23 protein-coding genes are annotated in these 22,776 nt (G+C 50.7%); 17 read left to right on the top strand and 6 right to left on the bottom strand.

Going from position 1 to position 22,776, the window contains the following annotated elements:
• Window positions 1-23 precede the first annotated feature (23 nt).
• The 4 genes from CLFS41_RS21820 to CLFS41_RS21805 form a co-directional block, all read right to left on the bottom strand.
• The gene (locus CLFS41_RS21820; protein WP_045093475.1) at window positions 24-851 is read right to left on the bottom strand and encodes a M28 family peptidase; all 828 of its coding nucleotides are present in this window, start codon (window positions 849-851) and stop codon (window positions 24-26) included.
• Between the two features lie 10 nt (window positions 852-861).
• Window positions 862-1,377 carry a YhcH/YjgK/YiaL family protein gene (locus tag CLFS41_RS21815; protein ID WP_045093474.1) on the bottom strand — a complete coding sequence of 172 codons (516 nt, stop codon included), beginning with the start codon at window positions 1,375-1,377 and terminating at the stop codon, window positions 862-864.
• 50 nt (window positions 1,378-1,427) lie between these two features.
• Entirely contained in the window at window positions 1,428-2,207 is a 780-nt protein-coding gene (locus tag CLFS41_RS21810) for an SDR family oxidoreductase (RefSeq protein ID WP_045093473.1), read from the bottom strand.
• 192 nt (window positions 2,208-2,399) lie between these two features.
• A complete protein-coding gene (locus CLFS41_RS21805) occupies window positions 2,400-3,137 on the bottom strand; it encodes a GntR family transcriptional regulator (RefSeq protein ID WP_048929918.1) in 738 nt (245 codons plus the stop codon).
• A 465-nt stretch (window positions 3,138-3,602) separates the two neighbouring features.
• On the opposite strand from CLFS41_RS21805, the gene CLFS41_RS21800 reads away from it, so the two are divergent.
• The 7 genes from CLFS41_RS21800 (at window position 3,603) to CLFS41_RS21770 (ending at window position 11,726) form a co-directional block, all read left to right on the top strand.
• Window positions 3,603-4,337 (top strand): GntR family transcriptional regulator, encoded by a 735-nt coding sequence (locus CLFS41_RS21800; protein ID WP_045093472.1) that lies wholly within the window; start codon window positions 3,603-3,605, stop codon window positions 4,335-4,337.
• A gap of 163 nt (window positions 4,338-4,500) precedes the next feature.
• The gene (locus tag CLFS41_RS21795; protein WP_007866271.1) at window positions 4,501-5,895 is read left to right on the top strand and encodes a hypothetical protein; all 1,395 of its coding nucleotides are present in this window, start codon (window positions 4,501-4,503) and stop codon (window positions 5,893-5,895) included.
• A gap of 218 nt (window positions 5,896-6,113) precedes the next feature.
• A complete protein-coding gene (locus tag CLFS41_RS21790; RefSeq protein ID WP_045093471.1) occupies window positions 6,114-8,252 on the top strand; it encodes a hydantoinase/oxoprolinase family protein in 2,139 nt (712 codons plus the stop codon).
• A 6-nt stretch (window positions 8,253-8,258) separates the two neighbouring features.
• On the top strand, window positions 8,259-9,056 hold the full coding sequence (locus CLFS41_RS21785) for a hypothetical protein (RefSeq protein WP_045093470.1): 798 nt from the start codon (window positions 8,259-8,261) through the stop codon (window positions 9,054-9,056).
• 64 nt (window positions 9,057-9,120) lie between these two features.
• Window positions 9,121-10,170, top strand: a complete 1,050-nt coding sequence (gene yiaK, locus CLFS41_RS21780; RefSeq protein WP_007866268.1) for a 3-dehydro-L-gulonate 2-dehydrogenase — start codon at window positions 9,121-9,123, stop codon at window positions 10,168-10,170.
• Between the two features lie 32 nt (window positions 10,171-10,202).
• The gene (locus CLFS41_RS21775; RefSeq protein ID WP_007866267.1) at window positions 10,203-10,655 is read left to right on the top strand and encodes a YhcH/YjgK/YiaL family protein; all 453 of its coding nucleotides are present in this window, start codon (window positions 10,203-10,205) and stop codon (window positions 10,653-10,655) included.
• Window positions 10,656-10,706: 51 nt separating this feature from the next.
• Window positions 10,707-11,726: a zinc-binding alcohol dehydrogenase family protein gene (locus CLFS41_RS21770; protein ID WP_007866266.1), complete on the top strand. Its 1,020-nt coding sequence runs from the start codon at window positions 10,707-10,709 to the stop codon at window positions 11,724-11,726.
• Between the two features lie 92 nt (window positions 11,727-11,818).
• Here the strand turns inward: CLFS41_RS21770 and CLFS41_RS21765 are convergent, their stop codons facing one another.
• Window positions 11,819-12,466, bottom strand: coding sequence for a GntR family transcriptional regulator (locus tag CLFS41_RS21765; protein WP_007866265.1), 648 nt, complete (start codon window positions 12,464-12,466; stop codon window positions 11,819-11,821).
• A gap of 227 nt (window positions 12,467-12,693) precedes the next feature.
• Here CLFS41_RS21765 and CLFS41_RS21760 point away from each other — a divergent pair, with 227 nt between their 5' ends.
• Together CLFS41_RS21760 and CLFS41_RS21755 are read left to right on the top strand one after the other, a co-directional pair.
• Window positions 12,694-13,383 (top strand): cyclase family protein, encoded by a 690-nt coding sequence (locus CLFS41_RS21760; RefSeq protein WP_007866264.1) that lies wholly within the window; start codon window positions 12,694-12,696, stop codon window positions 13,381-13,383.
• Between the two features lie 17 nt (window positions 13,384-13,400).
• Window positions 13,401-14,312: a ketopantoate reductase family protein gene (locus CLFS41_RS21755; RefSeq protein ID WP_045093469.1), complete on the top strand. Its 912-nt coding sequence runs from the start codon at window positions 13,401-13,403 to the stop codon at window positions 14,310-14,312.
• A 161-nt stretch (window positions 14,313-14,473) separates the two neighbouring features.
• Here the strand turns inward: CLFS41_RS21755 and CLFS41_RS21750 are convergent, their stop codons facing one another.
• Complete coding sequence (locus tag CLFS41_RS21750; protein WP_007866260.1) at window positions 14,474-15,514, bottom strand: YeiH family protein; 1,041 nt, start codon at window positions 15,512-15,514, stop codon at window positions 14,474-14,476.
• A gap of 185 nt (window positions 15,515-15,699) precedes the next feature.
• Here CLFS41_RS21750 and CLFS41_RS21745 point away from each other — a divergent pair, with 185 nt between their 5' ends.
• The 8 genes from CLFS41_RS21745 to CLFS41_RS21715 all read left to right on the top strand — a co-directional run bounded on the left by CLFS41_RS21745 (window position 15,700) and on the right by CLFS41_RS21715 (window position 22,746).
• Entirely contained in the window at window positions 15,700-16,575 is an 876-nt protein-coding gene (locus CLFS41_RS21745; protein WP_007866258.1) for a LysR family transcriptional regulator, read from the top strand.
• A 316-nt stretch (window positions 16,576-16,891) separates the two neighbouring features.
• Window positions 16,892-17,041 carry a 4Fe-4S binding protein gene (locus tag CLFS41_RS31215; RefSeq protein WP_347468748.1) on the top strand — a complete coding sequence of 50 codons (150 nt, stop codon included), beginning with the start codon at window positions 16,892-16,894 and terminating at the stop codon, window positions 17,039-17,041.
• Entirely contained in the window at window positions 16,999-18,276 is a 1,278-nt protein-coding gene (locus tag CLFS41_RS21740) for a [FeFe] hydrogenase, group A (protein ID WP_347468747.1), read from the top strand. The genes CLFS41_RS31215 and CLFS41_RS21740 overlap by 43 nt, the downstream gene beginning before the upstream one ends.
• Window positions 18,277-18,473: 197 nt before the next feature.
• The gene (locus CLFS41_RS21735; RefSeq protein WP_045093468.1) at window positions 18,474-18,956 is read left to right on the top strand and encodes a GNAT family N-acetyltransferase; all 483 of its coding nucleotides are present in this window, start codon (window positions 18,474-18,476) and stop codon (window positions 18,954-18,956) included.
• Between the two features lie 108 nt (window positions 18,957-19,064).
• Entirely contained in the window at window positions 19,065-19,667 is a 603-nt protein-coding gene (locus CLFS41_RS21730; RefSeq protein ID WP_007866247.1) for an ECF transporter S component, read from the top strand.
• Between the two features lie 41 nt (window positions 19,668-19,708).
• Window positions 19,709-20,485 (top strand): energy-coupling factor transporter transmembrane component T, encoded by a 777-nt coding sequence (locus CLFS41_RS21725; RefSeq protein WP_045093467.1) that lies wholly within the window; start codon window positions 19,709-19,711, stop codon window positions 20,483-20,485.
• Window positions 20,472-22,205, top strand: a complete 1,734-nt coding sequence (locus CLFS41_RS21720; protein ID WP_045093466.1) for an ABC transporter ATP-binding protein — start codon at window positions 20,472-20,474, stop codon at window positions 22,203-22,205. The genes CLFS41_RS21725 and CLFS41_RS21720 overlap by 14 nt, the downstream gene beginning before the upstream one ends.
• Window position 22,206: 1 nt before the next feature.
• Complete coding sequence (locus tag CLFS41_RS21715; RefSeq protein ID WP_045093465.1) at window positions 22,207-22,746, top strand: transcription repressor NadR; 540 nt, start codon at window positions 22,207-22,209, stop codon at window positions 22,744-22,746.
• Window positions 22,747-22,776: the final 30 nt, after the last annotated feature.

Below are 22,776 nucleotides of genomic sequence, written 5' to 3'. Positions count from 1 at the left end.
ATGCCGGTTGGTTCAACCGGTTCCTAAAAAAGCCCGAAGCGCTTTTTCGCAGCAGGCGGGGCCGTTACTCCTTCCAGGAGATACCCATAGACCTGCATCATGGCATCTTCCTCCACATACTGTGGATTATCACGGTAGCCGCCGTGCATGGTGGTTATGACTTCCATCTGTTCCAGCATCATATCAAACTCAGGGGGACGGCCCAGAAAGCCGTCTCCATAGGTGGCCATGGCCTTTAAGTACTGGATGTCCCACCGGGGGACCACACACAGGCTCATGGTGGGGATCCGGCTGCCGGCAAAGGAGACCTCATCGCTTTTGGGAAGGTATTTTAGTACCTGCCCATTGTGCTTGTCCAACAGGGCTTTGTCGCAAAATGGGCGCAGCACCGGCTTGGTCTCATGGCCCTTGCCGCAGATGGCAATGGTATCGCCGAATCCGCACACATCCAGATTGATGATCCCCGTAACAGCGGACTTATCCATCTGGGCGGCGTAGAGCCTGCTGCCGGCATTGCAGTTTTCCTCCCCGTCAAAGAAAGCAAACCGGGCGGGAAGATTTCTGCTTTTTAATTCCTTTGCAAGGGCAATGAGGATACACAGGGATGCCGCGTTGTCATTGGCCCCAAAGCTTCCGGGCACCGCGTCATAGTGGGCGCAGAAAAGCAGGCAGGGAGTTTCCTGCCAGGGGGTCAGGAGGTAATTTGCCACGCCTCTTGGATTCTTAAAGCTGGCTTCCTCCTCCTGAAGGGTATAAGAAAGCCCCTCGGCCTCAAGCACCCCTGCCAGTGCCTGGCGGCGCTGGTCAGGATCCTTTTGGGCAAGGGTTTCCAGATGAGTGATCATATCCATAATCAAAACCTCAGTTTTCTGCCGCGGGGGCGCAGGCACTCATGGGAACCTTGATTACGATCTTGCGGATCGGCGCAGGGGAGGCTCCTGTCTGGACAGCCGGAATATGCACATCCCATGGGAAGTAAACAGCATAGGTCCCGGGAACCAGTTCAATGGTCCCTTCCGGGGCATTGGGATTATTGTGATAAAAAAGGATATCTCTTGGAGTGTCGAGAAGATCCTCATCCACCTGGTTTGTCCGGTCATCATTATAATATCCCGCCCGCTCCGGTCCGCCGGCAGCCAGGAACTGGACATCTATATTCTTTCGGTGGATCTCCGGCCTTAAAGTTTCGCGGGGAGCGGTGTTTAAGTCCAGGACCTGAAGTATCATGGGGACGCCGCCCAGTTCAATGTCGAATCTGCCGGGCTCGTGGGCTGCCAGGTCATTCTCCTTCAGAAAACGGATGGCGCTCTGAAGGGCGGCCGGAAGCACAGCGATCTGCTGATCAAAAAATTCATTACTTACATTTCCGAATATCATGGTTTTCCTCCTTGTTATAAAGTGTAATTTTGGAGTCTCACAGGCGACTATTACTGCATGGATGTAAGCCCGCCGTCCACGGCCAGCACCTGTCCGCTTACGAACTCCGCCGCGTCACTGCAAAGGTACAGGGCCGCTGCCGCTATGTCCCGTTCCTGTCCGATACGGCCCAGGGGAATACGGTCCGTCAGCTTTTTGTAGAAAGCCGGATCGTCCAGCTGAAAGGAATTGATGGGTGTGCGGACAAAGGTGGGTGCAATGGCGTTGCAGGTGATCCTATATTTGCCCCATTCACAGGCCAGCTGTTTGGTGTACATGTTCACAGCGCCCTTGCTGGCGCAGTATGCAATATAATTTTCCGTTGTACCGATCAGGCTCTTAACAGAGGACAGGTTGAGGATCCTGCCGTAATTCCTGGGGATCATAAAGCGCTTTCCCACCGCCTTTGTCACCAGGTGAAGTCCTTTTACGTTCAGGCCCATGACCTGGTCAAAGGCATCCTCCGTGTAGTCCTCAGCCGGCAGAAGGCGGTTCATACCCGCGCTGTTAACAAGGATGTCCAGGGTATCCAGCTGTTCCTCGATTTCATTTAACATATTGTCAATGTCTGACTGTTTCTGGATATCGCAGCGGATGGAGAGGAACTTCCTGCCTGCCTGGGCCGCATAGTCAGCCAGTCCGGCCGCCTTTTCCGGATGGCCGCCGCACACGGCCACATTGGCTCCCTGCTGTAAAAAAGCCAGGGCAATGGCGCTTCCAAGTCCTCCCGTTCCTCCTGTAACCAGTGCTGTCTTGCCCTCCAGGGAGAACAGATCCCTATAATTTTCCATATCACATACCTCCTCGTTATGAGCACTTAGCGCCTGTCCTGTAGGCGCTTACGTGCGATACATGTCACTGGCACTTAGCGAGGTCTTAAACGAGCTTAGTGCAGTGATTCGTTATGAGCACTTAGCGCCTGTCCTGTAGGCGCTTACGTGCGATACATGTCACTGGCACTTACGTGCGATTCTTTTTGCAGATCAGGACGCGGCATCACTGCTGCCGCATATAAAATATTCCGGGTTATGCTGCTTTAAAGGCGGGAGCAGAAGCAGCATCCTGGACATGTGATGGCTGTAGATCAGGCAGGCCTGGTCATTGTTCCTGTTGGCCAGGGCATCGGTCAGATTGGTGAGCTCGCACAGGAAACCTTCCACTACCGCGGAACTGCTGGTGGCCAGGTACAAAAGCCGCTGCAGGTCCATATCCACCTTTTGCAGGGATTCCCATACCAGGTCCATGTCCCCGGCCAGTATATAGAGCTGATGATAGTAATCAGACAGCAGCCTGGGGGCCTGGTTTAGGTTGCCCTGGTAAAGATAGTCGTCCAGCTGGCGCAGGTTGTAATACAGGGACTCCAGATCATTCTTCTTCACATTCCTTATAAAGATGGTGTGAAGCATGGAGGTGCCAAGCTTTGTGTGAAGCCAGATGGCGTGCTCGATCCGTTCCGAGTCGATCCTGGATACAAAGGCCCCTCTCTGGGGAATGATATCTACCAGGTTCTCCCTGGACAGTTTTGTAAAGGTATCGTGTACAGGCGTACGGCTTACATTTAAAGAGGAAGCCAGGTCTATTTCATTCATCTTCTGCCCCGGAGGAAGGAACAGCTCCAGTATACAGTTTTTAATCACGCGGTATGCATACTGGCGTGCGTCCTCTGAGGGGCGGCGCGCAATCATACGGCTGTTAGGATCATTAAAAGGAAGTAGTGACATAGCAATCACCTTTCTTAATATTCTGTAAAAATCAAGTCGGTTCAGGTACGTATTCCACTGACGGTCAATGGCATAAATCAAATTATAGCATACAAGGATAGGTTTGATAAGAATGCATTTCCACTATATTAAAACATTGGAGCAGAACAGAGAAAATGTAAATAAATTCCAACTCAAACTTGTATGCAATTTTTCCCACTGCATTTTCTAATATAATTTTATCATTATTTGTGAAAAAAGCAACTACTAAATAAAAAATTAACGAAAATCATGTGTAAAATGATAAAAAAGGTGTTGCACTCATGAGATAAATGTGTTATCTTGTATATGTCTTGAGAATAATACAATTTATTCAACCCGTTATTTCCGCAGCTGATATGCAATTTTGAACTAAACTGGTATGCAAAAGCGAAAATAACTTGTATGCAATCCTGGCACCCCCCGTTACGGGCAGGGGGGCGAAGCGTGCTGAGAGGGGATGAGAGTGTGCCTGAGGTAAAAGACAAGATTGTGAAAGCCGATTCCAGAAATGAGATTTATAATTTTCTGCGCAATCAGATATTAAGCCTGGCCATCGAACCCGGGGAGATGCTCAGCGAGAATTCCCTTTCCTCCCAGATGAGCGTAAGCCGCGCCCTGGTAAGGGATGCGCTGGCCCGGCTGATCGAGGAAGGTTACATAGTGGTTTATCCCCAGAGAGGGACCGTGGTCACCATGATCGACCCTGAGCGGATCAAACAGTCCGTGCACACCCACATTGTTCTGGAGCAGGCGGTTATTGAGGAGATCTGCAGACAGGGGCTGACCCCGGAGCAGAGAGAGGCCCTGGAACAGACCCTTGCAAAACAGAAGGAGATCACAGGGGATAATGAGGTGCTGGAACTTCTGGCAGCGGATGAACATCTGCGCTACCTGCTGTCCACTTTTTGCGGCAAGGAGCATATATGGGATTATTTCAGGACCATGGACTGTGACCTGATGCGGGTCAACTATCTCCAGTACAGCACCTTTAATTTTAAGGTCTATATGTCCTCCCTGACCAGGTGGGAACACACCCAGGTGGAGGGACGCCTGCTGGTTGACAACATTATGCGGGGGGATGCGGAAGCTGCTTCCCTGATCTGTTCCAACCATTTCAACACAATTCTCTGGAACATGGATACACTCCAGGGAATCTATCCACAGTTCTTTTCCAGATAAGGTCAGAGTATGCCTGGTCTGGATGGAAATATATTTATTACATAATGAAGGGAGATGAAACCAGAATATCCTGATGTTTTGAGAGAGAAGGGGACCTGAAGCAACAGGAACCCAAAGCAGTTCCACGTGTAGGAAAATAAAAAAAGATATGAGGAGGAATACCATGGAATACGTTATTGGTATAATTTTGTTACTTTCTTTCTTCGGCTTGGCATACTACTGTATCAAAGGCCACAACCTGATGATCGGATTCTTGATGATTACCGTTGTCTGGACCGTTCTGCCGCTGGTAGGAACCATGTTCGCCAGCCAGGCATTCATTGAAGCCAACCCTGTTCTGCAGTTTGGCGCAGGCACAGACACAAAGCTGGTGTCTATCCTGAACAAGATTTTCCAGAGTGCTCCCGAAGGCTGGGGTACCACACTGGTTAATGTTTGCTGGGGTGCATGGTTTGGACGTGTACTGATGGATACCGGTATTGCATCTACCCTGATCCGTAAGACCGTTGAGTTGGGCGGAGATAAGCCAATGGTTACCATCGCACTGTTAAACATCGTTACAGCACTGATCTTCACCGCCATGACCGGCGCTGGCCCTGTTATCGCTATCGGCGTTATCGTACTTCCTATTTTAATGTCTCTTGGCGTACCAAAGGCAATTGCAATGTTCTCTTTCATGGGATCTGTTGCAGCAGGTATCTACCTGAACCCTGTTAACTTTGCACAGTACCGTGCATTCTACATCACTCCTGATGAGATGCCTGAATTCACACTGGGATGGTATGCGGCTCACTGGGGTTATGCAGCACTGATCATCATGCTGGTGGCAACCACTGTACTGGCTGCTGTTTACCTTAAGAAGTCAAAGACAGTTCATTCATGGGCAGCTCAGAGCCGTAATTCCTCTCCTGACCAGAAGAATGCGCCAATGTATACATTGATCCTCCCAATCGTACCGGTTGTACTGAAAATTTGGCTGGATTTCTCCGTTATCGGCGGATTCATCATTGCTGGTTTCCTGGCCCTGTTCCTTTGCGGCAGGATGAAGGGATCCTTCAAAGAGAACTGTCAGCTGGTTAACAAGCTTTACTATGATGGTGTGGTTGATACCGCTCCACTGGTAGGCTTCCTTCTTACACTGCCTATGTTCAACCAGGTTGCTACCTATGCATCTCCTTATTTCAAGGCGATCTTAGGAAATGTAATGCCTAAGAGCGAACTGGCTGTTTGTATAATATTTGCTGTACTGCTTTTCATGGGCCTGTTCCGCGGACCTATGACACTGGTTGGCTGTGGTGCTGCTACACTGGGTGTGTTATCTAATGTTGCATCCTTCTCAGTACCATTTTTATACGGCGTATTTGCCATCCCAACCATCACTGTTAATATCGGAAGCTGTATCACCCAGTCATGGGTTGCATGGGGTCTTGCTTATACCAAGGTAGAATCCAGAGACTTCCTGAAACTATCAATTCCCAACTCTTACCTTACAGGTGTGATCCAGTATATTGCCGTATTCATCCTGTTAGGCGGACTCGGAGCTGCTTGGTTCATCTAAGATTTGACGTAACAGTTCAGGTCAGGAAGATGAGCCGTCCTGAACAGTTACAATTTGACAATGAATTTCTCTTAAAAAATAAAAGCATATTCTGTTTAACCGGGCGTATATCATGTGCGCCCGGATATCTCCCGACAAATGTTTCGTTATAGCAGTAATAAAGGTCCACGATCAAAAGAATCTTGGAAAAGTATTGTAGAGTGAAAGGAATGGATAATATGGCAGAGCGTAATCATAGAGCTGTTCGTATGGGGATTGACGTTGGTGGCACTTATACCAAGTGCGTTGCAATGGATAATGAGACCCATGAAATTATTGGAAAAAATCAGGTTAAAACTACACATGACGACAAGAGCGGCGTTGCTGCCGGTGTTGTAAAGAGCTTTCAGAATTGTATGCGCGAGAACAACATCGCTCCAGAAGATGTTGTGTTCGTTGCCCACTCTACCACTCAGGCTACCAATGCTTTTATTGAAGGCGATGTGGCAAGCGTCGGCGTGGTCGGCGTTGCAGGCGGCGGCCTGGAAGGATTTCTGGCAAAGCGCCAGCTGGCCCTTAAAGACATTATTCTGGATGAAAAGGTTGGCAGGATGATCAAGGTATACAATACCTTTATCAAGAAGAAAATGCTGACCGAAGACGTGATCAACCAAAATATTGATGAATTACTGAACCAGGGCTCACAGGTAATTGTTGCCTCCATGGCCTTTGGTGTGGACAGCATGGATGAGGAAATGATGATCCATGGCTGTGCGGAAAAGAAAAATGTGCCGGTTACCATGGCTTCTGATATTACAAAGCTGTACGGACTTACGCGCCGTACACGTACTGCAGCAATCAATGCATCCATCCTGCCCAAAATGATGATGACAGCCAATGCAACCGAGTCATCCGTACGTGCGGCAGGCGTTACCGTTCCTCTGATGATCATGAGAGGCGATGGCGGCGTTATGGAAATCAGTGAGATGCGTAAGCGTCCCATCCTGACAGCACTGTCGGGACCGGCTGCTTCCGTTATGGGTTCCCTGATGTATCTGCGTGCTTCCAATGCCATCTATTTTGAGGTGGGCGGAACCACCACCAACATCGGTGTGATCAAGAACGGCCGTCCTGGTGTTGACTATGCCCAGATCGGAGGGCACGACACTTACATCAGTTCCCTGGATGTGCGTATCCTGGGCTGCGCAGGCGGTTCCATGGTGCGTATCAGTGACAAGGCAGTGGTGGACGTTGGTCCTCGTTCTGCCCATATTGCAGGCTGTGAGTATGCATGCTTTACTCCAGAGGAGGAGATCGAGGATCCGCAGATCGAAATGGTAAGCCCCAAGCCGGGGGATCCGAACGATTATGTGACCATCCGATTAAAGAATGGAAAGCGCATCTGCTTTACCAATACATGTGCGGCTAACGTGCTGGGGCTGATCGAGGAGCAGTACTTTGCCCACGGCAATGCCAATGCGGCCCGCAAGGCCATGCAGCCCGTAGCGGATAAAATGGGCATTACAGTGGAAGAACTGGCCACACAGATCCTGGATAAGGATTTTGAAAAAGTAAATGCATGTATCAATGCATTGGCAGAGAAATATCAGCTTGACCATGAGAGCATGAAGCTGGTGGGCTGCGGCGGCGGAGCTGCATCCCTGGTTCCCTACTGTGCAGGAAAGATGGGACTTCAGTACAGCATTCCTGAGAATGCGGAGGTTATCTCCTCTATCGGAGTTGCCCTTTCCATGGTGCGTGACGTGGTTGAGCGTGTAATCCCTAATCCTTCCCAGGACGATATCAGGGAGCTTAAAAAGGAAGCGGCTGATATGGCTGTAAGCTCCGGCGCATCACCGGATACGGTTGAAGTCCATATCGAGATCGACAACCAGACCGGTAAGGTAACTGCCATTGCAACCGGTTCTACGGAGGTTAAGACCACGGACCTGTTAAAGGAATGTGATGAGGCAGAGGCATGTGAGCTGGCCACCCAGGACTTTGGGCCAAAGGTAAGCCAGATCGCGCTGGCGGAAATGACTGATAAATTCTATGTGTACCAGGGTCTGCGTGATGACAGGCATCCGCTGCGTATCGTTGATAAGAAAGGATTTATCAAGGTTCAGTGTTCCAATGGTAATGTTGTGAAGTGCAAGGTCGCAGATTATAAGGAAGTGGTTGAGCAGATGTGGAAGGATGAGGCTGTGTTTAAGACCGATACGGTCATAAGACCTGACTTCTTCGTATGTGTGGGACCGCGTGTGGGCGATTACAGCGCAGTTGACCTGGATCAGATCTACCTGTTGATGGATCTGGATCTGGGTGACAGGGAACCTGATGAGGATATCCTCATTGTGGCATCAGTGACGGAGATTTAATTTATTATGAACAAGGAAGAGTTTCAGAAAGCTTTAAAGCCCATAACAGACGGGCTGTTCGGAAAACAGGGGACGAAACGCTATGAGCGTCCCCATTTTCCGCTGCGGCCTCTGGACCGGATGCTGGGGGACCTGGCCGCCATCGAACCGGTGGAGTGGTTCCGGTATGTGTTCTCAAGGGAGCCGCTGAATGGAAAATTTACAGATGAGCAGCGCCGCAGCTGGATGGAGCAGGCTCTGGCCTGCGGGCAGGAATATGCCAGGAAGGTGATGGAGGAGTACAAAAGCTCCGATCCTGAGGTGATAGCAAAGGCCATGGGCATGAAGGTGTCCTACCCCACCTATCCGGAGAAGACGGACCGGGTGCTCTTTGCCGAATACCGGGTTCCGGACACCATATGCATCTACATGGATGCGGTGAAAAAGGCAAAGAAATTCCTGGAAAAGCCGGAGATCAGGGAGATCCTGACGGAGGGGCTGAACATAAGCAGGCTTTTGCTGGCCCATGAGCTCTTCCATAATGTGGAAGAAAAATATAAGCACGAGATCTATACAAAGACAGAAAAGATCAGGTTGTGGTCCCTGGGCCCTGTACACAATGACTCCACCATCATTGCACTCAGCGAGATCGCGGCCATGGCATTTGCAAAAGAGATAACGGGCATCCCCTATGCCCCCTATGTCATGGACGTGTTTCTTGTATACGGCTATTCCCCCGAAGAAGCCAGCGGCCTTTACGAGGAAATGATGGAGTTTGCCGGGCTTGAGCCATTTGCACCTGAACAGGCGCCGGATCCGGACTGATCCGGAGCAAGGATAGAATCGGTCATAGAATCAATCATATAAATGTGTTTAAAGGAGAAGGACTATGAGTTTACGTATCCCCTATGATACTGTCAAAGACACTGTAAAGACTGCATTTTTAAACCTGGGACTGAGCGAGGAGCAGGCAGAGGTATGTTCCGCCATCCATACCCAGTCCAGCGCGGACGGAGTTGAGAGCCATGGGCTTAACCGTATTCCACGCTTTGCAGAGTATGTGCAGAAGGGTTGGATCAACCTGGAAGGCAAGCCGGAGTTAATGGGCGCAAAGGGCGCTGTGGAGAACTATGACGGCCATCTTGGAATCGGCATCACCAATGCCCTGTACTGTGCTGACCGCGCCATGGAACTGGCAAAGGTTCACGGAATAGGCTGTGTATCCCTTAAGAATACCACTCACTGGATGAGGGGCGGCACCTACGCATGGCGTATGGCGGAGGCCGGATTCATGGGGATCAGCTGGATCAATACTGAGAGCTGCATGCCTCTGTGGGGAAGCGATGAGCCGGGAGTTGGCAACAATCCGTTCTGCATCGCCATCCCAAGGGAAGACGGACCCATTGTGCTGGATATGGCCATGAGCCAGTATGCCTACGGTAAGCTGGGCGTTTACCGTCTGGCCGGCAAGGAGCTTCCTTTCCCGGGCGGATTTGATAAGGACGGCAACCTGACCAGCGATCCGGGAGCCATTGAGGAGAGCAAGCGTATCCTGCCTACCGGATACTGGAAGGGCAGCGGAATGGCTATTGCCCTGGACATGGCAGCGGCTCTTATGGCAAACGGAAACTGCGGAACAGACATGGATGAGGCGAACAACGGAAGCTGTACCGGCTGCTGCCAGATCTTTATTGCATTTGACCCATATCTGTTCGGAAACAAGGAGGATATCCAGGCAATGCTCAACAAACGTGTGGCCGCGGCGGATGCAAGCCATCCGGAGCGGGAGGGCGGCCGTGTGACCTGCCCGGGCGAGCGCACTGTTACCACCCGTGCAAAGAGCATGGCAGACGGTGTCTGCGTGGATGAGGCGATCTGGGCGCAGGTCCAGTCCCTTGCAGCGGGAAATATGGAAACAGAAGATATTGCAAGCAGATAATAACATATGGTTCGGACAAGGAGGTCATGACAATGTTTTTTTCAAATGTAAGTATTGCTGAGAAGTACAATTACCTGGAAGAAAAATTTACCTGCGCCTATAAGTGGCTGGCTGAGACTGATATCAAGTCCCTGGCAGCGGGAAGCTATCCGATCATGGGTGATACGGTGGTTGCCAATGTACAGGAATATACCACATTTCCTGCAAGCCAGGGTTCCTTTGAGACTCACGAGAAATATTTTGACATTCAGTACATGGTATCCGGCAGGGAGCAGTTCGGGGTGTGTAAGAGAGACGGACTGGTGGAAAAAGAGCGCAATGAGGCCAATGACCTGATCTTCTATGAGGAGCCTGAATTTTCAGGCAGCGTATTCCTGGAAGAAGGCGATCTGATCGTGGTTGCCCCAGAGGATGCTCATAAGCCGAGATGCCAGGCAGGCGGGCCATGTGAAGTAAAAAAGGTAGTTGTGAAAGTGGCGTTATAATTGGACAGTGCAGGCACTGGTTCAAGCGCTTGTAACAAGGAGGAAACGGAAATGAAAGCAATTAAACTGGCAGAACCAAGACAGGTGGATTGTGTTGAATTGGAAAAGCCGGTACCAGGTCCCGGACAGGCCCTGATCCGCATTAAGACAGCCGGTATCTGCGGCAGCGATATCGGTGCATTCAGGGGAACCAACAAGCTGGTATCCTATCCAAGGATTATCGGACATGAGCTGGCAGGCATCATTGAGGAGATCCCGGCAGACAATCCCAAGGGATTAAAGGTGGGGGACAAAGTGATCGTGGATCCGTATCTTTACTGCGGAACATGTTATCCCTGCAGCATTGGCCGCACCAACTGCTGCACCAGCCTGAAGGTTCTGGGCGTACATATTGACGGGGGAATGGCTGAATATTACTGCCATCCGGCGGACATGCTGGTGAAAATGCCTGAAGATATGGACTGGACCGATGCAGCCATGGCTGAGCCGCTGACCATTTCCCTTCACGGGATCCACAGAGGCGGTTTAAAGGCAGGGGAGTATTGTGCCATTATCGGCGCAGGCCCCATCGGACTTCTGGCAGGCATGATCGCCCAGGCATACGGCGCACACGCCATCCTTCTGGATTTGGTTCAGGAACGTCTGGATTTTGCAAGGGAACTGGGAATTGAGTATGTGATCAACTCCAGGGAAGAAAACCCGGTGGAGCGCGTCAGTGAGATCACGGGCGGAACAATGGCACAGCAGGTAATGGAGTGCAGCGGCGCCAATGTGGCGGTGCTTCAGACCCTTGACCTGGTCAGCCACGCGGGCAGGATCACCCTGACCGGATGGCCGCCAAAGGAAACTCCGATCCCCACCGATGTCATTACCCGCAAGGAGATCGATATCCGCGGTGCGCGCACCAGCGCAGGGGAATTTGAGGAAGCCATTGAGCTGATCTACACCAAAAAAGTGGATGTGGCAAAGATCCTTACAAAGACCATTGGGCTGGAGGAAGCTCCTGAGACCATCAGGGACATTGAGAAGAACCCGGGAAACTATATGAAGGTTGTTGTAAAGATGGATTAAAGATCTTTGATCCTATGAATTGCCCTTTGGCAACTTTAAAGATGCATCCTGCCACAGCAGAAGGCTGTGGTAAGATGCATTTTTTGTCCACATCACAGAATATCCATATTAAGGGGCATCAGCAGGTGGGCGATCAGGATCCTGTAGGCTTTATCCCCGTCCTCTGATTTTAAGCAGTTATAAAGTTCCTGGTGTTCCTCAAAGGTGGCCTGGACCCGCCCTTCAATGGACAGGGCGTTGGATGTGGTCAGATGGATCATGTACATGAGGCGCTGGAACAGATGGTTAAACTCATCATTGTCAGCATAGTGGACTAAAAGGAGGTGGAACCGGTGGTCCTCCTCGATAAAGGAGCTGCGGGAGGCCGGGGAGGCCAGCGCCTTTTTCTGCCGGGCCAGGGAGCGCTCCATGTCTTTTAACAGCTTCTGGCAGCGCTTCTCAGAGGGCTGTGATGCGATCAGATGGACGCAAAAGCCCTCGATGGCACAGCGGATCTGTATGGATTCCCTCATGGATTCCTTGCTCAGCTGGCGTATCTTAAAGCCGCGGCTGGGAATGATAGTGATATACCCGTCTTGGGAAAGGCACTGGAGCGCCTCCCTCATGGGAGTGCGGGAGATACCCAGTTCCTTGGAGATTTTTGTCTCGGAATAAAGCACCCCGGGTGTCAGGATGTTGGAAAGGATCTGCTCCTTTAATGTATCATAAGCTTGTGACTGCAGTGAATTTTTGATAACCATAATCAAACTCCTTACTTCCCCGTTGGTATGGATGGTGCGAACATGGGGATCAATACTCGGTTCAGGCACATGGATCAAACACGCTGATCAAGCACGCGGAAAATATTGAATTAATCATACCCCAGATAGTCCCCAAAGTCAATGAAAAAACACTTGACCGGTATACCGGTATACTGGTATAATGAACTCAACAAACAATGTATCATAAAGAAGCAGGAGGTATAGTAATGAGCGTATATGATTTAGGTAATGGTTTAAGACTGGTTGATTTAACAAAGGTTCTGGATCCCGCAACAGAGTCAAGAAGGTGTCATCTGATCCGTTACAACACAGGCGGCCCGATCCCGGATTTCCACACAGCACTGGATCTGACCACACATCTGGGAACACACTGCGAGTGTCCTTACCATCACTTTGAGGATGGCAAGTCGGTTGGAGAGCTTCCGCTGACCACATTTATGGGCCGTGCCATTTATGTAAATATCGATTTCCTGGAGCCCAACTCACATATCAGCGCCGCTGATCTGGACCGTGCCTGCGGCGACCGCATCAAAGAGGGCGACATTGTGATCCTTGACAGCAACTGGAAATTCCCTCCATTTACACCGGCTACCAACAGCCCTGATGACAAGCGTCTGTTCATCAATGCTGAGAGTGCATGGTGGTTCCGCAACCATAAGGTTAAATGTGTTGGCTTTGGCGATGGTGTTTCCATTGAAAACTGCAACGAGGATGTAAAACCGTTCCATGATATCCTGATGGAAGTTGACATTGTATTCCTGGAAGTATTAAAGAACCTGGAGGATCTGACCACTGACACGTTCTTCATGTCCTATACTCCATTACCACTGATCGGTGCCGACTCCATGCCGGTGCGTGCGTATGCCATCGAGGGCCTGCCGGGATTTACTGCATAATAGAAGGTGAGAACAATATGAGAATAGCTGTAATCGGCGCAGGGGCCATGGGCTCCATCTATGGCGGACATCTGTCACAGCACAATGAGGTATATCTTGTAGATACGGCAGCTCCTGTTGTGGAGCATATTCAAAAGGAAGGATTGAAACTCCAGGAAAATGGAGAGGATATCCTGTTTAACCCCATGGCAGTTACCTCCACTGAGGGCGTAGGGACCGTGGATCTGGTGATCCTGTTTGTGAAGGCGCTGTTTTCAAGGGCGGCCCTCTCAGGCAACGGCGGCCTGATTGGACCGGATACCTATGTGATGACTCTCCAGAACGGCTCCGGCCATGAGGATATATTGGGAGAGTTTGTGGATCAGGACCATATCATTATCGGGACCACCGAGGATAACGGCGCGGTTTTGGGCCTGGGCCATATCAGGCGCGGCGGCGCGGGCAACACCAATGTGGGCATGCTGACCGAGGATAAGAATGGATTTCTTCCTAAATTAAAAGAAGCCTTTGATTGCTGCGGTTTTAATGTAAAGATACATGAAAATATCCAGCAGCTGATCTGGGATAAGCTTTTTACCAATGTTTCATTAAGCGCTGTGACCGGCATCCTTCAGGTGGATATGGGTTACATTGCGGCCAATGAATATGCATGGGCCATGACAACCAGCCTGATCAGGGAAGCGGTGGCAGTGGCAAAAGCCATGGGCCTTACCGCAGATGAAGAACAGATCATGGCCAAGGTAAAGAAGACATCAGAGATGTCGCCCAATGGCTGTACCTCCATCCGGGCTGATTTAAGGGACGGACGCAGGACAGAGGTGGATACCATCAGTGGTTCCGTGGTCCGCGCTGCCGCAAAAGTGGGCGTACCTGTGCCAAGCCATGAATTTGTGGTGAATATGGTGCATGCGCTGGAAGGTAAGAACTGAAATTACAGGGAGTATTTTTAATGGAATAGACAGGGAGCCCCCGCACCGGAAGACAAACCGGCGCGGGGGCTCCTTTTTAAGCATTGCGGTCCTGCCGGAGCAGTTCTGTCAGGGCGGTCCTGCCAGGGCGGTCCTGTTAGAGCGGTCCTGCCAGGCCGGTTCTACCAGATCCCCAATACCCTTTGCAGCATCAGGCTGACGCCCGTGATCCCGACCCAGCAGCAGGCGCCCATAAAGATCGGTTTCCCCCCTGTTTTGATCAGCTTGACCAGATTAGTGTTAAGTCCGATGGCAGCCATGGCCAGCACGATAAAGAATTTGCTCAGTTCTTTGACCGGCTGGAAGACAGCCATGGGCACGCCGGCCTGGAGGGCAATGGTGGTTATGATGGAAGCGGCCATAAAGTACAGGATGAAAAATGGGAAGATATCTTTAAAGCTCACGGCCTGCCCCTGGGCCTTGTCATTCTTCTCCTCGTTTCTGGTCCTTATAAATGCCAGGACCAGGGTGATGGGGATAATGGCCAGTGTTCTGGTAAGTTTTACCGTAACCGCCTTGTCCAGGGTTGCTGAACCCAATTTCCACATGCCGTCCCAGGTGGCGGCAGCCGCTGTCACGGAGGAGGTATCATTGATGGCCGTGCCTGCGAATACTCCAAAGGCATTGCCTGAGGCTGTGTCAAAACCCAGCATTTTACCAAACATGGGAAACAGGATGGCTGCCAGAACATTAAAGAAGAAAATAACGGAAATTGCCTGGGCCACCTCCTCGTCATCCGCGTCAATGACCGGCGCGGTGGCAGCTATGGCTGATCCGCCGCAGATGGAAGAACCCACACCCACCAGGGTGGAGATCTTTGACGGTATATGCATGATCTTATGTAAAGCAAATGCGATCACAAGGGAGGTGGTAATGGTGGACAGGATAATGGGCAGGGATTGCCTGCCTGTTTCCAGCACAACGCTTAAGTTCATTCCGAATCCAAGGAGGATTACGGCCCACTGAAGTATCTTTTTCGATGTGAATTTGATGCCCGGTTCCAGTTCGCCTTTGTTTTTGATGAAACCGGTGAGGATCATGCCGGCTATGATGGCGATCACGGCGCCGCCTACAATGGGAAACATTTTCCCTAAAAACCAGGATGGCAGTGCGATGGCAAGGCACAGTAAAAGTCCTTTCCATTTGTTTTTTAATCCTAACATTCCTAAAACCTCCTAAGTAATCACTTTTTCTTTCTTATCCGCATTACATGGTAACTTATGGAAAACATAAAGTAAAATTATATATATTTATATTTTGATAAAGTTATGTTATGATAAGGAAAGATTGGGCAAAAACGGACGAAAAATAGGTGTATGGAGAAGTTGGGATAAGGGGGATTAAGGATATGCTGGATTTCAGAGTCTATACCTTTCTTGCTGTCTGTGAATATATGAATTATACAAAGGCTGCGGAGGCGCTCCATATTACACAGCCGGCTGTGTCCCAGCATATACGGTATCTGGAGACGCTTTACGGCGTCAGGCTGTTCGCAAGCGAGGGAAAGAAGATACATCTTACCCCGGCAGGCAAGAGACTTCTGCAGGCGTCTACCACTTTAAAAAATGACGAGGAATTTTTAAAGGAAGTGCTGCGCTGTGTGCCGGAGCAGGGACCTACCCTCCGGTTTGGCACAACCAGGACCATTGGCGAATCTGTCATATCAGCGCCTCTGGCCGGTTACATCCATCGTCACCCGGAGGCCAACATCAAGGTGGCCATCGGGAACACGGATGAGCTGCTTCACAAACTTACATCCGGGGAAATACAGTTTGCCCTGGTGGAAGGATATTATGACCAGCAGGCATATGACTCTTTGGTCTATTGCACGGAGCCGTTCATACCTGTGTGCGCGGCCTGCCATCAGTTTAAGAAGGATCCCGGACAGCTAAAGGACCTTTTAGGGGAACACCTGCTGATCCGTGAACCTGGGTCGGGGACCAGGGATATCCTGGAGAAAAACCTGGAGATCAAGAACATACGCCTGGGTGATTTCGCCCATATGACAGAGGTGGGGAGCATGCATGTGATATTGCAGCTCCTGGAAAAGGATTCAGGTATTACCTTCCTTTACCGGACCGCTGTGGAGCAGGGGATTCAGGACGGGACCATCAGGGAGCTGCGGCTGAAGGATTTTCAGATGGAGCACGACTTTGCATTTATATGGAATAAAGGCAGCATATACGGGGACGAGTACAGGGAGATATGCAGGGAACTGCAGTGAGCTGTAGCGAGCCGCAATATAATGAAATATAATAGGAAGAGCCGGAATCCGTACCGGGGCAAGGATTAAACATGCTCCGGTATGGATTCCGGCTCTTTTTATGCGGGATTAGCTTTGCATCAGGTAAACGGCCTGTGTTCAATGGGATCAGTTTTACATCAGATGAACAGCCTGTGTTCGGCGGGCTCTGCCTTGTATCAGAAAAGTGGCCGGAAATTGTGGTGGAAAGTGATTGACAAACACAGTAATAGTAATTATTATTAATATTTAGAGGACGATATACCAATAAATACCAGCCAAAGAAAGAGGGAAGTTTATGAGCAAACATTTATCACCAGAAGTCAGAGTACCCATTGAAAAGGAAAATGTGTCCATATTCAGGGACGAGGAGCGGTGTATCAAGTGCGGACAGTGCAGGGATATGTGCCGGGACTATATCGGGTCCTGGGTACCTATGACCTGTTAAAAACAGGGGATACCGCCATCTGCATCAACTGCGGGCAGTGCGCCAATGTCTGTCCGGTGGAGAGCATCAGGGAACAGCCGGAGTATGGAATGGTGGCCGCAGAGGTTATGGACCCGGACAAGATCGTGGTTGTATCCACCTCCCCTTCCGTGCGTGCGGCACTGGGAGAGGAGTTTGGCATGGAGGAGGGCAGCTTTGTCCAGGGAAAGATGGTGGCCCTGCTGCGCACCCTGGGAGTGGACTATGTTCTGGACACCAATTTTGCTGCTGATCTGACCATTGTGGAGGAGGCCAGCGAATTGATCGACCGCATAACAACAGGAAGACGTCCGCTGCCCCAGTTTACCAGCTGCTGTCCTGCATGGGTCAAGTTTGCGGAAATCTATTATCCGGACATGCTTCCCCATATATCTACGGCAAAGAGCCCCATCGGTATGCAGGGGCCTACCATTAAGACATATTTTGCCCGGAAGATGGGAATCGACCCCAAAAAGATCGTGAATGTGGCAGTCACCCCATGCACTGCCAAGAAATACGAGATCCGAAGGCAGGAGATGAAAGCGGCAGGGGAATACCTGGGCGAGGATGATATGAGGGACATGGACTATGTGATCACTACCAGGGAGCTGGCGCAGTGGGCCAGGATGAAGAGGATCGACTTTTCATCCCTGGAGGATTCGGATTATGACCGGCTTATGGGCCAGGGATCAGGCGCAGGCGTTATCTTTGGAAATACGGGAGGCGTAATGGAAGCGGCCTTAAGAACCGCTTACGAATACATAACAGGAGAACAGGCACCTGGGGTATTGTATGAACTGACACCGGTAAGGGGCATGGAGGCGGTAAGGGAAGCCAGCCTTCAGATCGCAGATATGACCGTAAATGTGGCGGTCGTATATGGGACCGCCAGCCTGCGCAGATTCCTGGAGGAAATGAGGAACGGGGAAAAGCAGTATCACTTTGTGGAAGTCATGACATGTCCCGGCGGTTGTATCGGCGGCGGAGGGCAGCCAAAGGATAAGAAGTTTGAGGGGGATGCCCTGCGGCAAAAGCGTATAGACAGCTTATACAAGAGGGATGGCGCCATGACCGTCCGCCTGAGCCATGAGAATGAGGAGATCAAGGTCCTGTATCAGGAGTTTTATAAGAAGCCCCTCAGTGAGCTGGCGGAGAAGATGCTCCACACATCATACAGGGATAAAAGGGGACAGCTGGAAGGGAAGGAAATAGATTAAGGCAACAAGGGATGCCGTGCCGCATAGTTAACAGTTCAATATGATTAAATGAATGGTTCAGATATTTCGGTTTTTATAAAGCTGTTTTTATGTTATCATAATTTAAGAAAGATTTCTGTAGGACAGATGCCGGTGAACGGATGAAAGTGAACGAAAAACCAGCATCATTGGACGGAGATTAGAAGGGAGCTGTTAATATGATAGAGATACGGACATTTACTGAAAATGATACAAATGAGATCATTCAGCTGGTCTTACACTGCCAGAATGACGGAACACGCCCTATGGTCACGGTGGAAGACCAGCCCGAGCTGCTTCATATAAAGGAAACGTATCTGGATGGAGGCGGGAACTTCTGGGTGGCTGTAAAACAGGAGAGGGTCGTGGGCAGTATCGGCCTGATGGACTGCGGAGGAGGGCTTGGCCTGTTAAAGAAGTTCTTTGTGTATGAGGAATACCGTGGAGAGCCTGTGCATCTGGGCCGCCGGCTGTATGATGTGCTGGTGGAGTTTGCCCGGCAGCGCCATATAAAAAGCCTGCTTTTAGATACGCCAAAGAACACGGGACGTGCCCACCGGTTTTATGAAAAGGCCGGCTTTCAGAAGATCGGGGAGGATCAGCTGCCTCTGGTCTATGATCATCCCTATGAGGACAGTGATTTCTATATTCTGGACTTATAAAATAATAAACTCTTAAGAGAACTGTCTTGTCAGCTGTAATAGGTTGACAAGACAGCTTCTTTGGGTTAAAATCCTCTGGACAGCAAAAAAAGTCTGGGAGGATCGAGTATGAACCATTTGTTTAAAACTAAATTAAATGCAGCCTGTTTTGTCCTGATTCCTGCGTGCATCGGGATCAACTATCTTGGGAAGCTGTTTGCTTCCGTTTTAAAACTGCCCTTGTGGCTGGACTCCATCGGCACATGCATCGGAGCAGTGTTAGGAGGGCCGGTCATCGGAGCAGTGTGCGGAGCGGCCAATAACCTGATCTATGGATTTACCACAGGGGACACCATTACGTTAATCTATGCACTCACCAGCCTGGGCATTGGTGTGGCAGTGGGTATCATGGCACGGCTGGGCCAGATGGGAAGACTGAGGGGAGCTGTCCTGACCGCATGTGTGGCAGGCCTGACCGCGGTGGTGATCTCCACCCCGCTAAATATTGTTTTCTGGGGAGGGACAACGGGAAATGTCTGGGGAGATGCTGTGTTTGCATGGTCACAGGCAGCAAAGATGCCTGTATTCCTGGGTTCACTGCTGGACGAGGTGATTGTGGATGTGCCTGATAAGCTGATCACCCTTTTGGTAGTTTTTGCCATTATAAATGGCCTGCCTAAAAAGCTTACATCCCTGTATGACGTGGATAATAAGGTGGAGCGCCTGGATTAGGGCGTGTTCGGATATCATGCAGATAAGAGAAAGGGGTATTTATGAAAAGCATAAGCCTTTATGTGGAGCAGGATACATACCTTACAAGGCTCCATCCCTTTGCAAAACTGTTCTATATCCTGGCAGCAGTCACGGTGCCCCTGATCACAGGGAAAATGTGGGTGTTTGTCCTGTTCATTGCAATGAGCCTGTGCCTTCTGGTCAGTGGCAGGATTGCAGCCAGAGTTTTCCCCCTGGTCGCATTTTCCTTTACGATCATTGCCACTGTGTTTCTGATCCATGGGCTGTTTAACCAGGCCAACCGGAATGTGCTGTTTGTTCTGGGGCCGTTTAAGTTCTACCGGGAGGGACTGGTGTACGCGGCCAGGATCGGGTTTAATATACTGAACATGCTGTTGGCATTTGCGGCCTTTGTGCTGTCTACAAAGCCGGATCAGCTGGTGGATGACCTGGAACAGATCGGTTTTTCACCCAAGTTTGGTTATATGATAAGTTCCGTGTTTCAGATCATACCCCAGATGATGGGCACTATGAATACCATCATGGATGCCCAGCGGAGCAGGGGGATGGAGACGGAAGGAAACCTGTTTGTGAGGGCAAAGGCGTTCATCCCGCTTATCGCGCCCGTGGTCAGCAGTTCCCTGATCAATACAAGGGAGAGGGCCATTGCGCTGGAGGTCAGAGGGTTTGATTCCAGAGAAAAGAAGACCTTTCTCACAGACGGAAAGATGGGCGGAAGGGACAAGGCATTGATCCTGATCATGTGTCTGCTCATTGCAGGTTCTGTTATATGGAGGATGATCCATGTCGTTGATTGAGGTTAAGAATCTGAAATATAGATATCCCCACACGGAGAAACTGGCCCTGGACGGGCTGGATTTTGAGATTGAGAAAGGCCAGTTCATTGGAATCCTGGGGGAGAACAAAGCCGGTAAAAGCACCCTGTGCCAGGCATTGGTGGGTCTTGTGCCCACCATGTTCGGAGGGGCATACGGAGGACATATCCTCATCGATGGGATGGAGGCGGCCCGGACCCCTGTGTCAAAGCTTTGCAGGAAAGTGGGGCTGGTGTTCCAGAATCCTTTTAATCAGCTGTCGGGCGCCAGGGATACGGTGTTTGGGGAGGTGGCCTTCGGGCTACAGAACATGGGGGTAGCCAGGGAAGAGATCCTGAATCGGGTGGAATGCAGCCTGGAACGTTTGGAGATCGGCGCTTACAGGGACAGGAACCCCTTTGACCTGTCCGGGGGGCAGATCCAAAGGGTGGCCATTGCAAGTATCCTGGCCATGGAGCCGGAGATCCTGGTGTTAGATGAACCCACCTCACAGCTGGATCCCCAGGGGAGCGAGGATGTGTTCCGGGTGGTGGACCGGCTGGCAGAATCCGGGATCACCATTGTGATGGTGGAACACAAGATGGAGAAGCTGGCTTCCTATTGCCACAGGCTCCTTCTTCTCCACAATGGAAAACAGGTGGCGTATGATACGCCGGGGCGCATATTTGCCAGGGATGACTTAAAGAAACTGGGGGTGGAGCCTCCGGTATATACCCGGGTCAGCAGGGCTTTCTCAGTGAGCTGCCCGGAACGCAATCCAGAAGTCGGTCAGGAATGTTATCCGGAACGCGATCCAGAAGTCGGTCAGGAATGTTATCCGGTGACATTGGAACAGACGCTGGCTTTGAGGGAATATTTTCCGACACAGCTGCAGGGGATAAAAAAAGCAGATCAGGAGCCTGAGGCCGGCCCGTCTGTATTTTCCATTGAGGATGTGGGATTTTCCTATGTAGAGGGCAGTCCGGTCCTGGAGGGACTAAACCTGGAGTTGGACGGAAGGCCCACGGCCATTGTGGGACAGAACGGTGCGGGAAAGACTACCCTGGTAAAGCTGCTGAAGGGTTTGTTAAAGCCGGACAAGGGCAGGATTTTGCTGCAGGGAGAGGACATAGGAAAAAGAACCGTGGCCCAGCTGGCCGGAAGGATAGGATATGTGTTCCAGAACCCGGATGACCAGATCTTTAAAAACCGCGTGCTGGACGAGGTGATGGTAGGTCCGCTGAACCTTGGAATGGATAAGAAGAGGGCAGAGGAAATGGCAATAAAAGCCCTGGATACAGCGGGAATTTTAACTGTTCAGAATGAAAATCCCTATGACCTGGACCTATCGGACAGGAAAATGGTGGCCATTGCCTCGGTCCTGGCCATGGATCCGCAGGTCCTGATCCTGGATGAGCCCACCATAGCCCAGGACGCAGGGGGAAAGAACCGGATCGGAGCCATGGTCCACCAGCTGAGCCGGGAGGGGAAAACCGTACTGGCCATCCTTCACGATATGGATTTTGCAGCAGAGTATTTCGAGCAGATCCTGGTAATGGCCCATGGGCGCATTCTGGCCCGGGGAACAGGGAGAACGGTGTTTTATGAGATGGATGCCCTTTTTGAGGCCCGTCTGGAGCAGCCCCATGTGACGGGACTGTGCAAACTCCTGGGCTACGAAGGGACATTCCTCACAGTGGAGGATATGATTGGAGGGAGATAAAATGCCTGCAGGCAGAATGATGACAGAGGGTGAAAAGCGCAGGATGAACATCCTGGAAATACTGGAGAACAGGACAGCTCCGGTGTCCGGTACGGAGCTGGCAGGCAGGCTGGGAGTCAGCCGCCAGGTGATCGTCCAGGATATTGCCCTTCTCAGGGCGGATAACAAAGAGATCATGTCAACCTATCGGGGATATATGTTCCATAATCCCGATATGGGTGCAGGGACCTGTGTGCGCGTGTTTCGTGTAAACCACGCCACGGAGGACACCCTGGATGAGCTGCAGACCATTGTGGATTATGGCGGAAAGGTGCTGGATGTATCCGTGGAGCATGAACTGTACGGACACATAACCGTGGACCTGATCATTAATAACCGCCTGGATGCAGCTGAGTTTGTGGCTAATATGAAAACCTCCCGTGACCAGCCCCTGAAAGCTCTCACAGGCGGCAGCCACTACCATACGGTGGCGGCGGGGGAGGAACGGTATCTTCAGATGATTGAGGATGAGTTAGAAAAAAAAGGTTATATTCAGCACTGATATGTTTAATTGCCTCCAAAGTGGTGATAC

Source organism: Clostridium sp. FS41 (genome assembly GCF_000954015.1).
GTDB classification, from domain to species: domain Bacteria; phylum Bacillota; class Clostridia; order Lachnospirales; family Lachnospiraceae; genus Enterocloster; species Enterocloster citroniae.
The sequence above is the reverse complement of the archived record's forward strand: the minus strand, read 5'-3'. Positions and strand labels throughout refer to the sequence as shown.

What these genes read in the sequence shown, in the direction of transcription:
- CLFS41_RS21820 (WP_045093475.1), bottom strand. Translation starts at nt 851, where the DNA reads ATGGATATGATCACTCATCTGGAAACCCTTGCCCAAAAGGATCCTGAC.
- CLFS41_RS21815 (WP_045093474.1), bottom strand. Translation starts at nt 1,377, where the DNA reads ATGATATTCGGAAATGTAAGTAATGAATTTTTTGATCAGCAGATCGCT.
- CLFS41_RS21810 (WP_045093473.1), bottom strand. Translation starts at nt 2,207, where the DNA reads ATGGAAAATTATAGGGATCTGTTCTCCCTGGAGGGCAAGACAGCACTG.
- CLFS41_RS21805 (WP_048929918.1), bottom strand. Translation starts at nt 3,137, where the DNA reads ATGTCACTACTTCCTTTTAATGATCCTAACAGCCGTATGATTGCGCGC.
- CLFS41_RS21795 (WP_007866271.1), top strand. Translation starts at nt 4,501, where the DNA reads ATGGAATACGTTATTGGTATAATTTTGTTACTTTCTTTCTTCGGCTTG.
- CLFS41_RS21790 (WP_045093471.1), top strand. Translation starts at nt 6,114, where the DNA reads ATGGCAGAGCGTAATCATAGAGCTGTTCGTATGGGGATTGACGTTGGT.
- CLFS41_RS21785 (WP_045093470.1), top strand. Translation starts at nt 8,259, where the DNA reads ATGAACAAGGAAGAGTTTCAGAAAGCTTTAAAGCCCATAACAGACGGG.
- yiaK (WP_007866268.1), top strand. Translation starts at nt 9,121, where the DNA reads ATGAGTTTACGTATCCCCTATGATACTGTCAAAGACACTGTAAAGACT.
- CLFS41_RS21775 (WP_007866267.1), top strand. Translation starts at nt 10,203, where the DNA reads ATGTTTTTTTCAAATGTAAGTATTGCTGAGAAGTACAATTACCTGGAA.
- CLFS41_RS21770 (WP_007866266.1), top strand. Translation starts at nt 10,707, where the DNA reads ATGAAAGCAATTAAACTGGCAGAACCAAGACAGGTGGATTGTGTTGAA.
- CLFS41_RS21765 (WP_007866265.1), bottom strand. Translation starts at nt 12,466, where the DNA reads ATGGTTATCAAAAATTCACTGCAGTCACAAGCTTATGATACATTAAAG.
- CLFS41_RS21760 (WP_007866264.1), top strand. Translation starts at nt 12,694, where the DNA reads ATGAGCGTATATGATTTAGGTAATGGTTTAAGACTGGTTGATTTAACA.
- CLFS41_RS21755 (WP_045093469.1), top strand. Translation starts at nt 13,401, where the DNA reads ATGAGAATAGCTGTAATCGGCGCAGGGGCCATGGGCTCCATCTATGGC.
- CLFS41_RS21750 (WP_007866260.1), bottom strand. Translation starts at nt 15,514, where the DNA reads ATGTTAGGATTAAAAAACAAATGGAAAGGACTTTTACTGTGCCTTGCC.
- CLFS41_RS21745 (WP_007866258.1), top strand. Translation starts at nt 15,700, where the DNA reads ATGCTGGATTTCAGAGTCTATACCTTTCTTGCTGTCTGTGAATATATG.
- CLFS41_RS31215 (WP_347468748.1), top strand. Translation starts at nt 16,892, where the DNA reads ATGAGCAAACATTTATCACCAGAAGTCAGAGTACCCATTGAAAAGGAA.
- CLFS41_RS21735 (WP_045093468.1), top strand. Translation starts at nt 18,474, where the DNA reads ATGATAGAGATACGGACATTTACTGAAAATGATACAAATGAGATCATT.
- CLFS41_RS21730 (WP_007866247.1), top strand. Translation starts at nt 19,065, where the DNA reads ATGAACCATTTGTTTAAAACTAAATTAAATGCAGCCTGTTTTGTCCTG.
- CLFS41_RS21725 (WP_045093467.1), top strand. Translation starts at nt 19,709, where the DNA reads ATGAAAAGCATAAGCCTTTATGTGGAGCAGGATACATACCTTACAAGG.
- CLFS41_RS21720 (WP_045093466.1), top strand. Translation starts at nt 20,472, where the DNA reads ATGTCGTTGATTGAGGTTAAGAATCTGAAATATAGATATCCCCACACG.
- CLFS41_RS21715 (WP_045093465.1), top strand. Translation starts at nt 22,207, where the DNA reads ATGCCTGCAGGCAGAATGATGACAGAGGGTGAAAAGCGCAGGATGAAC.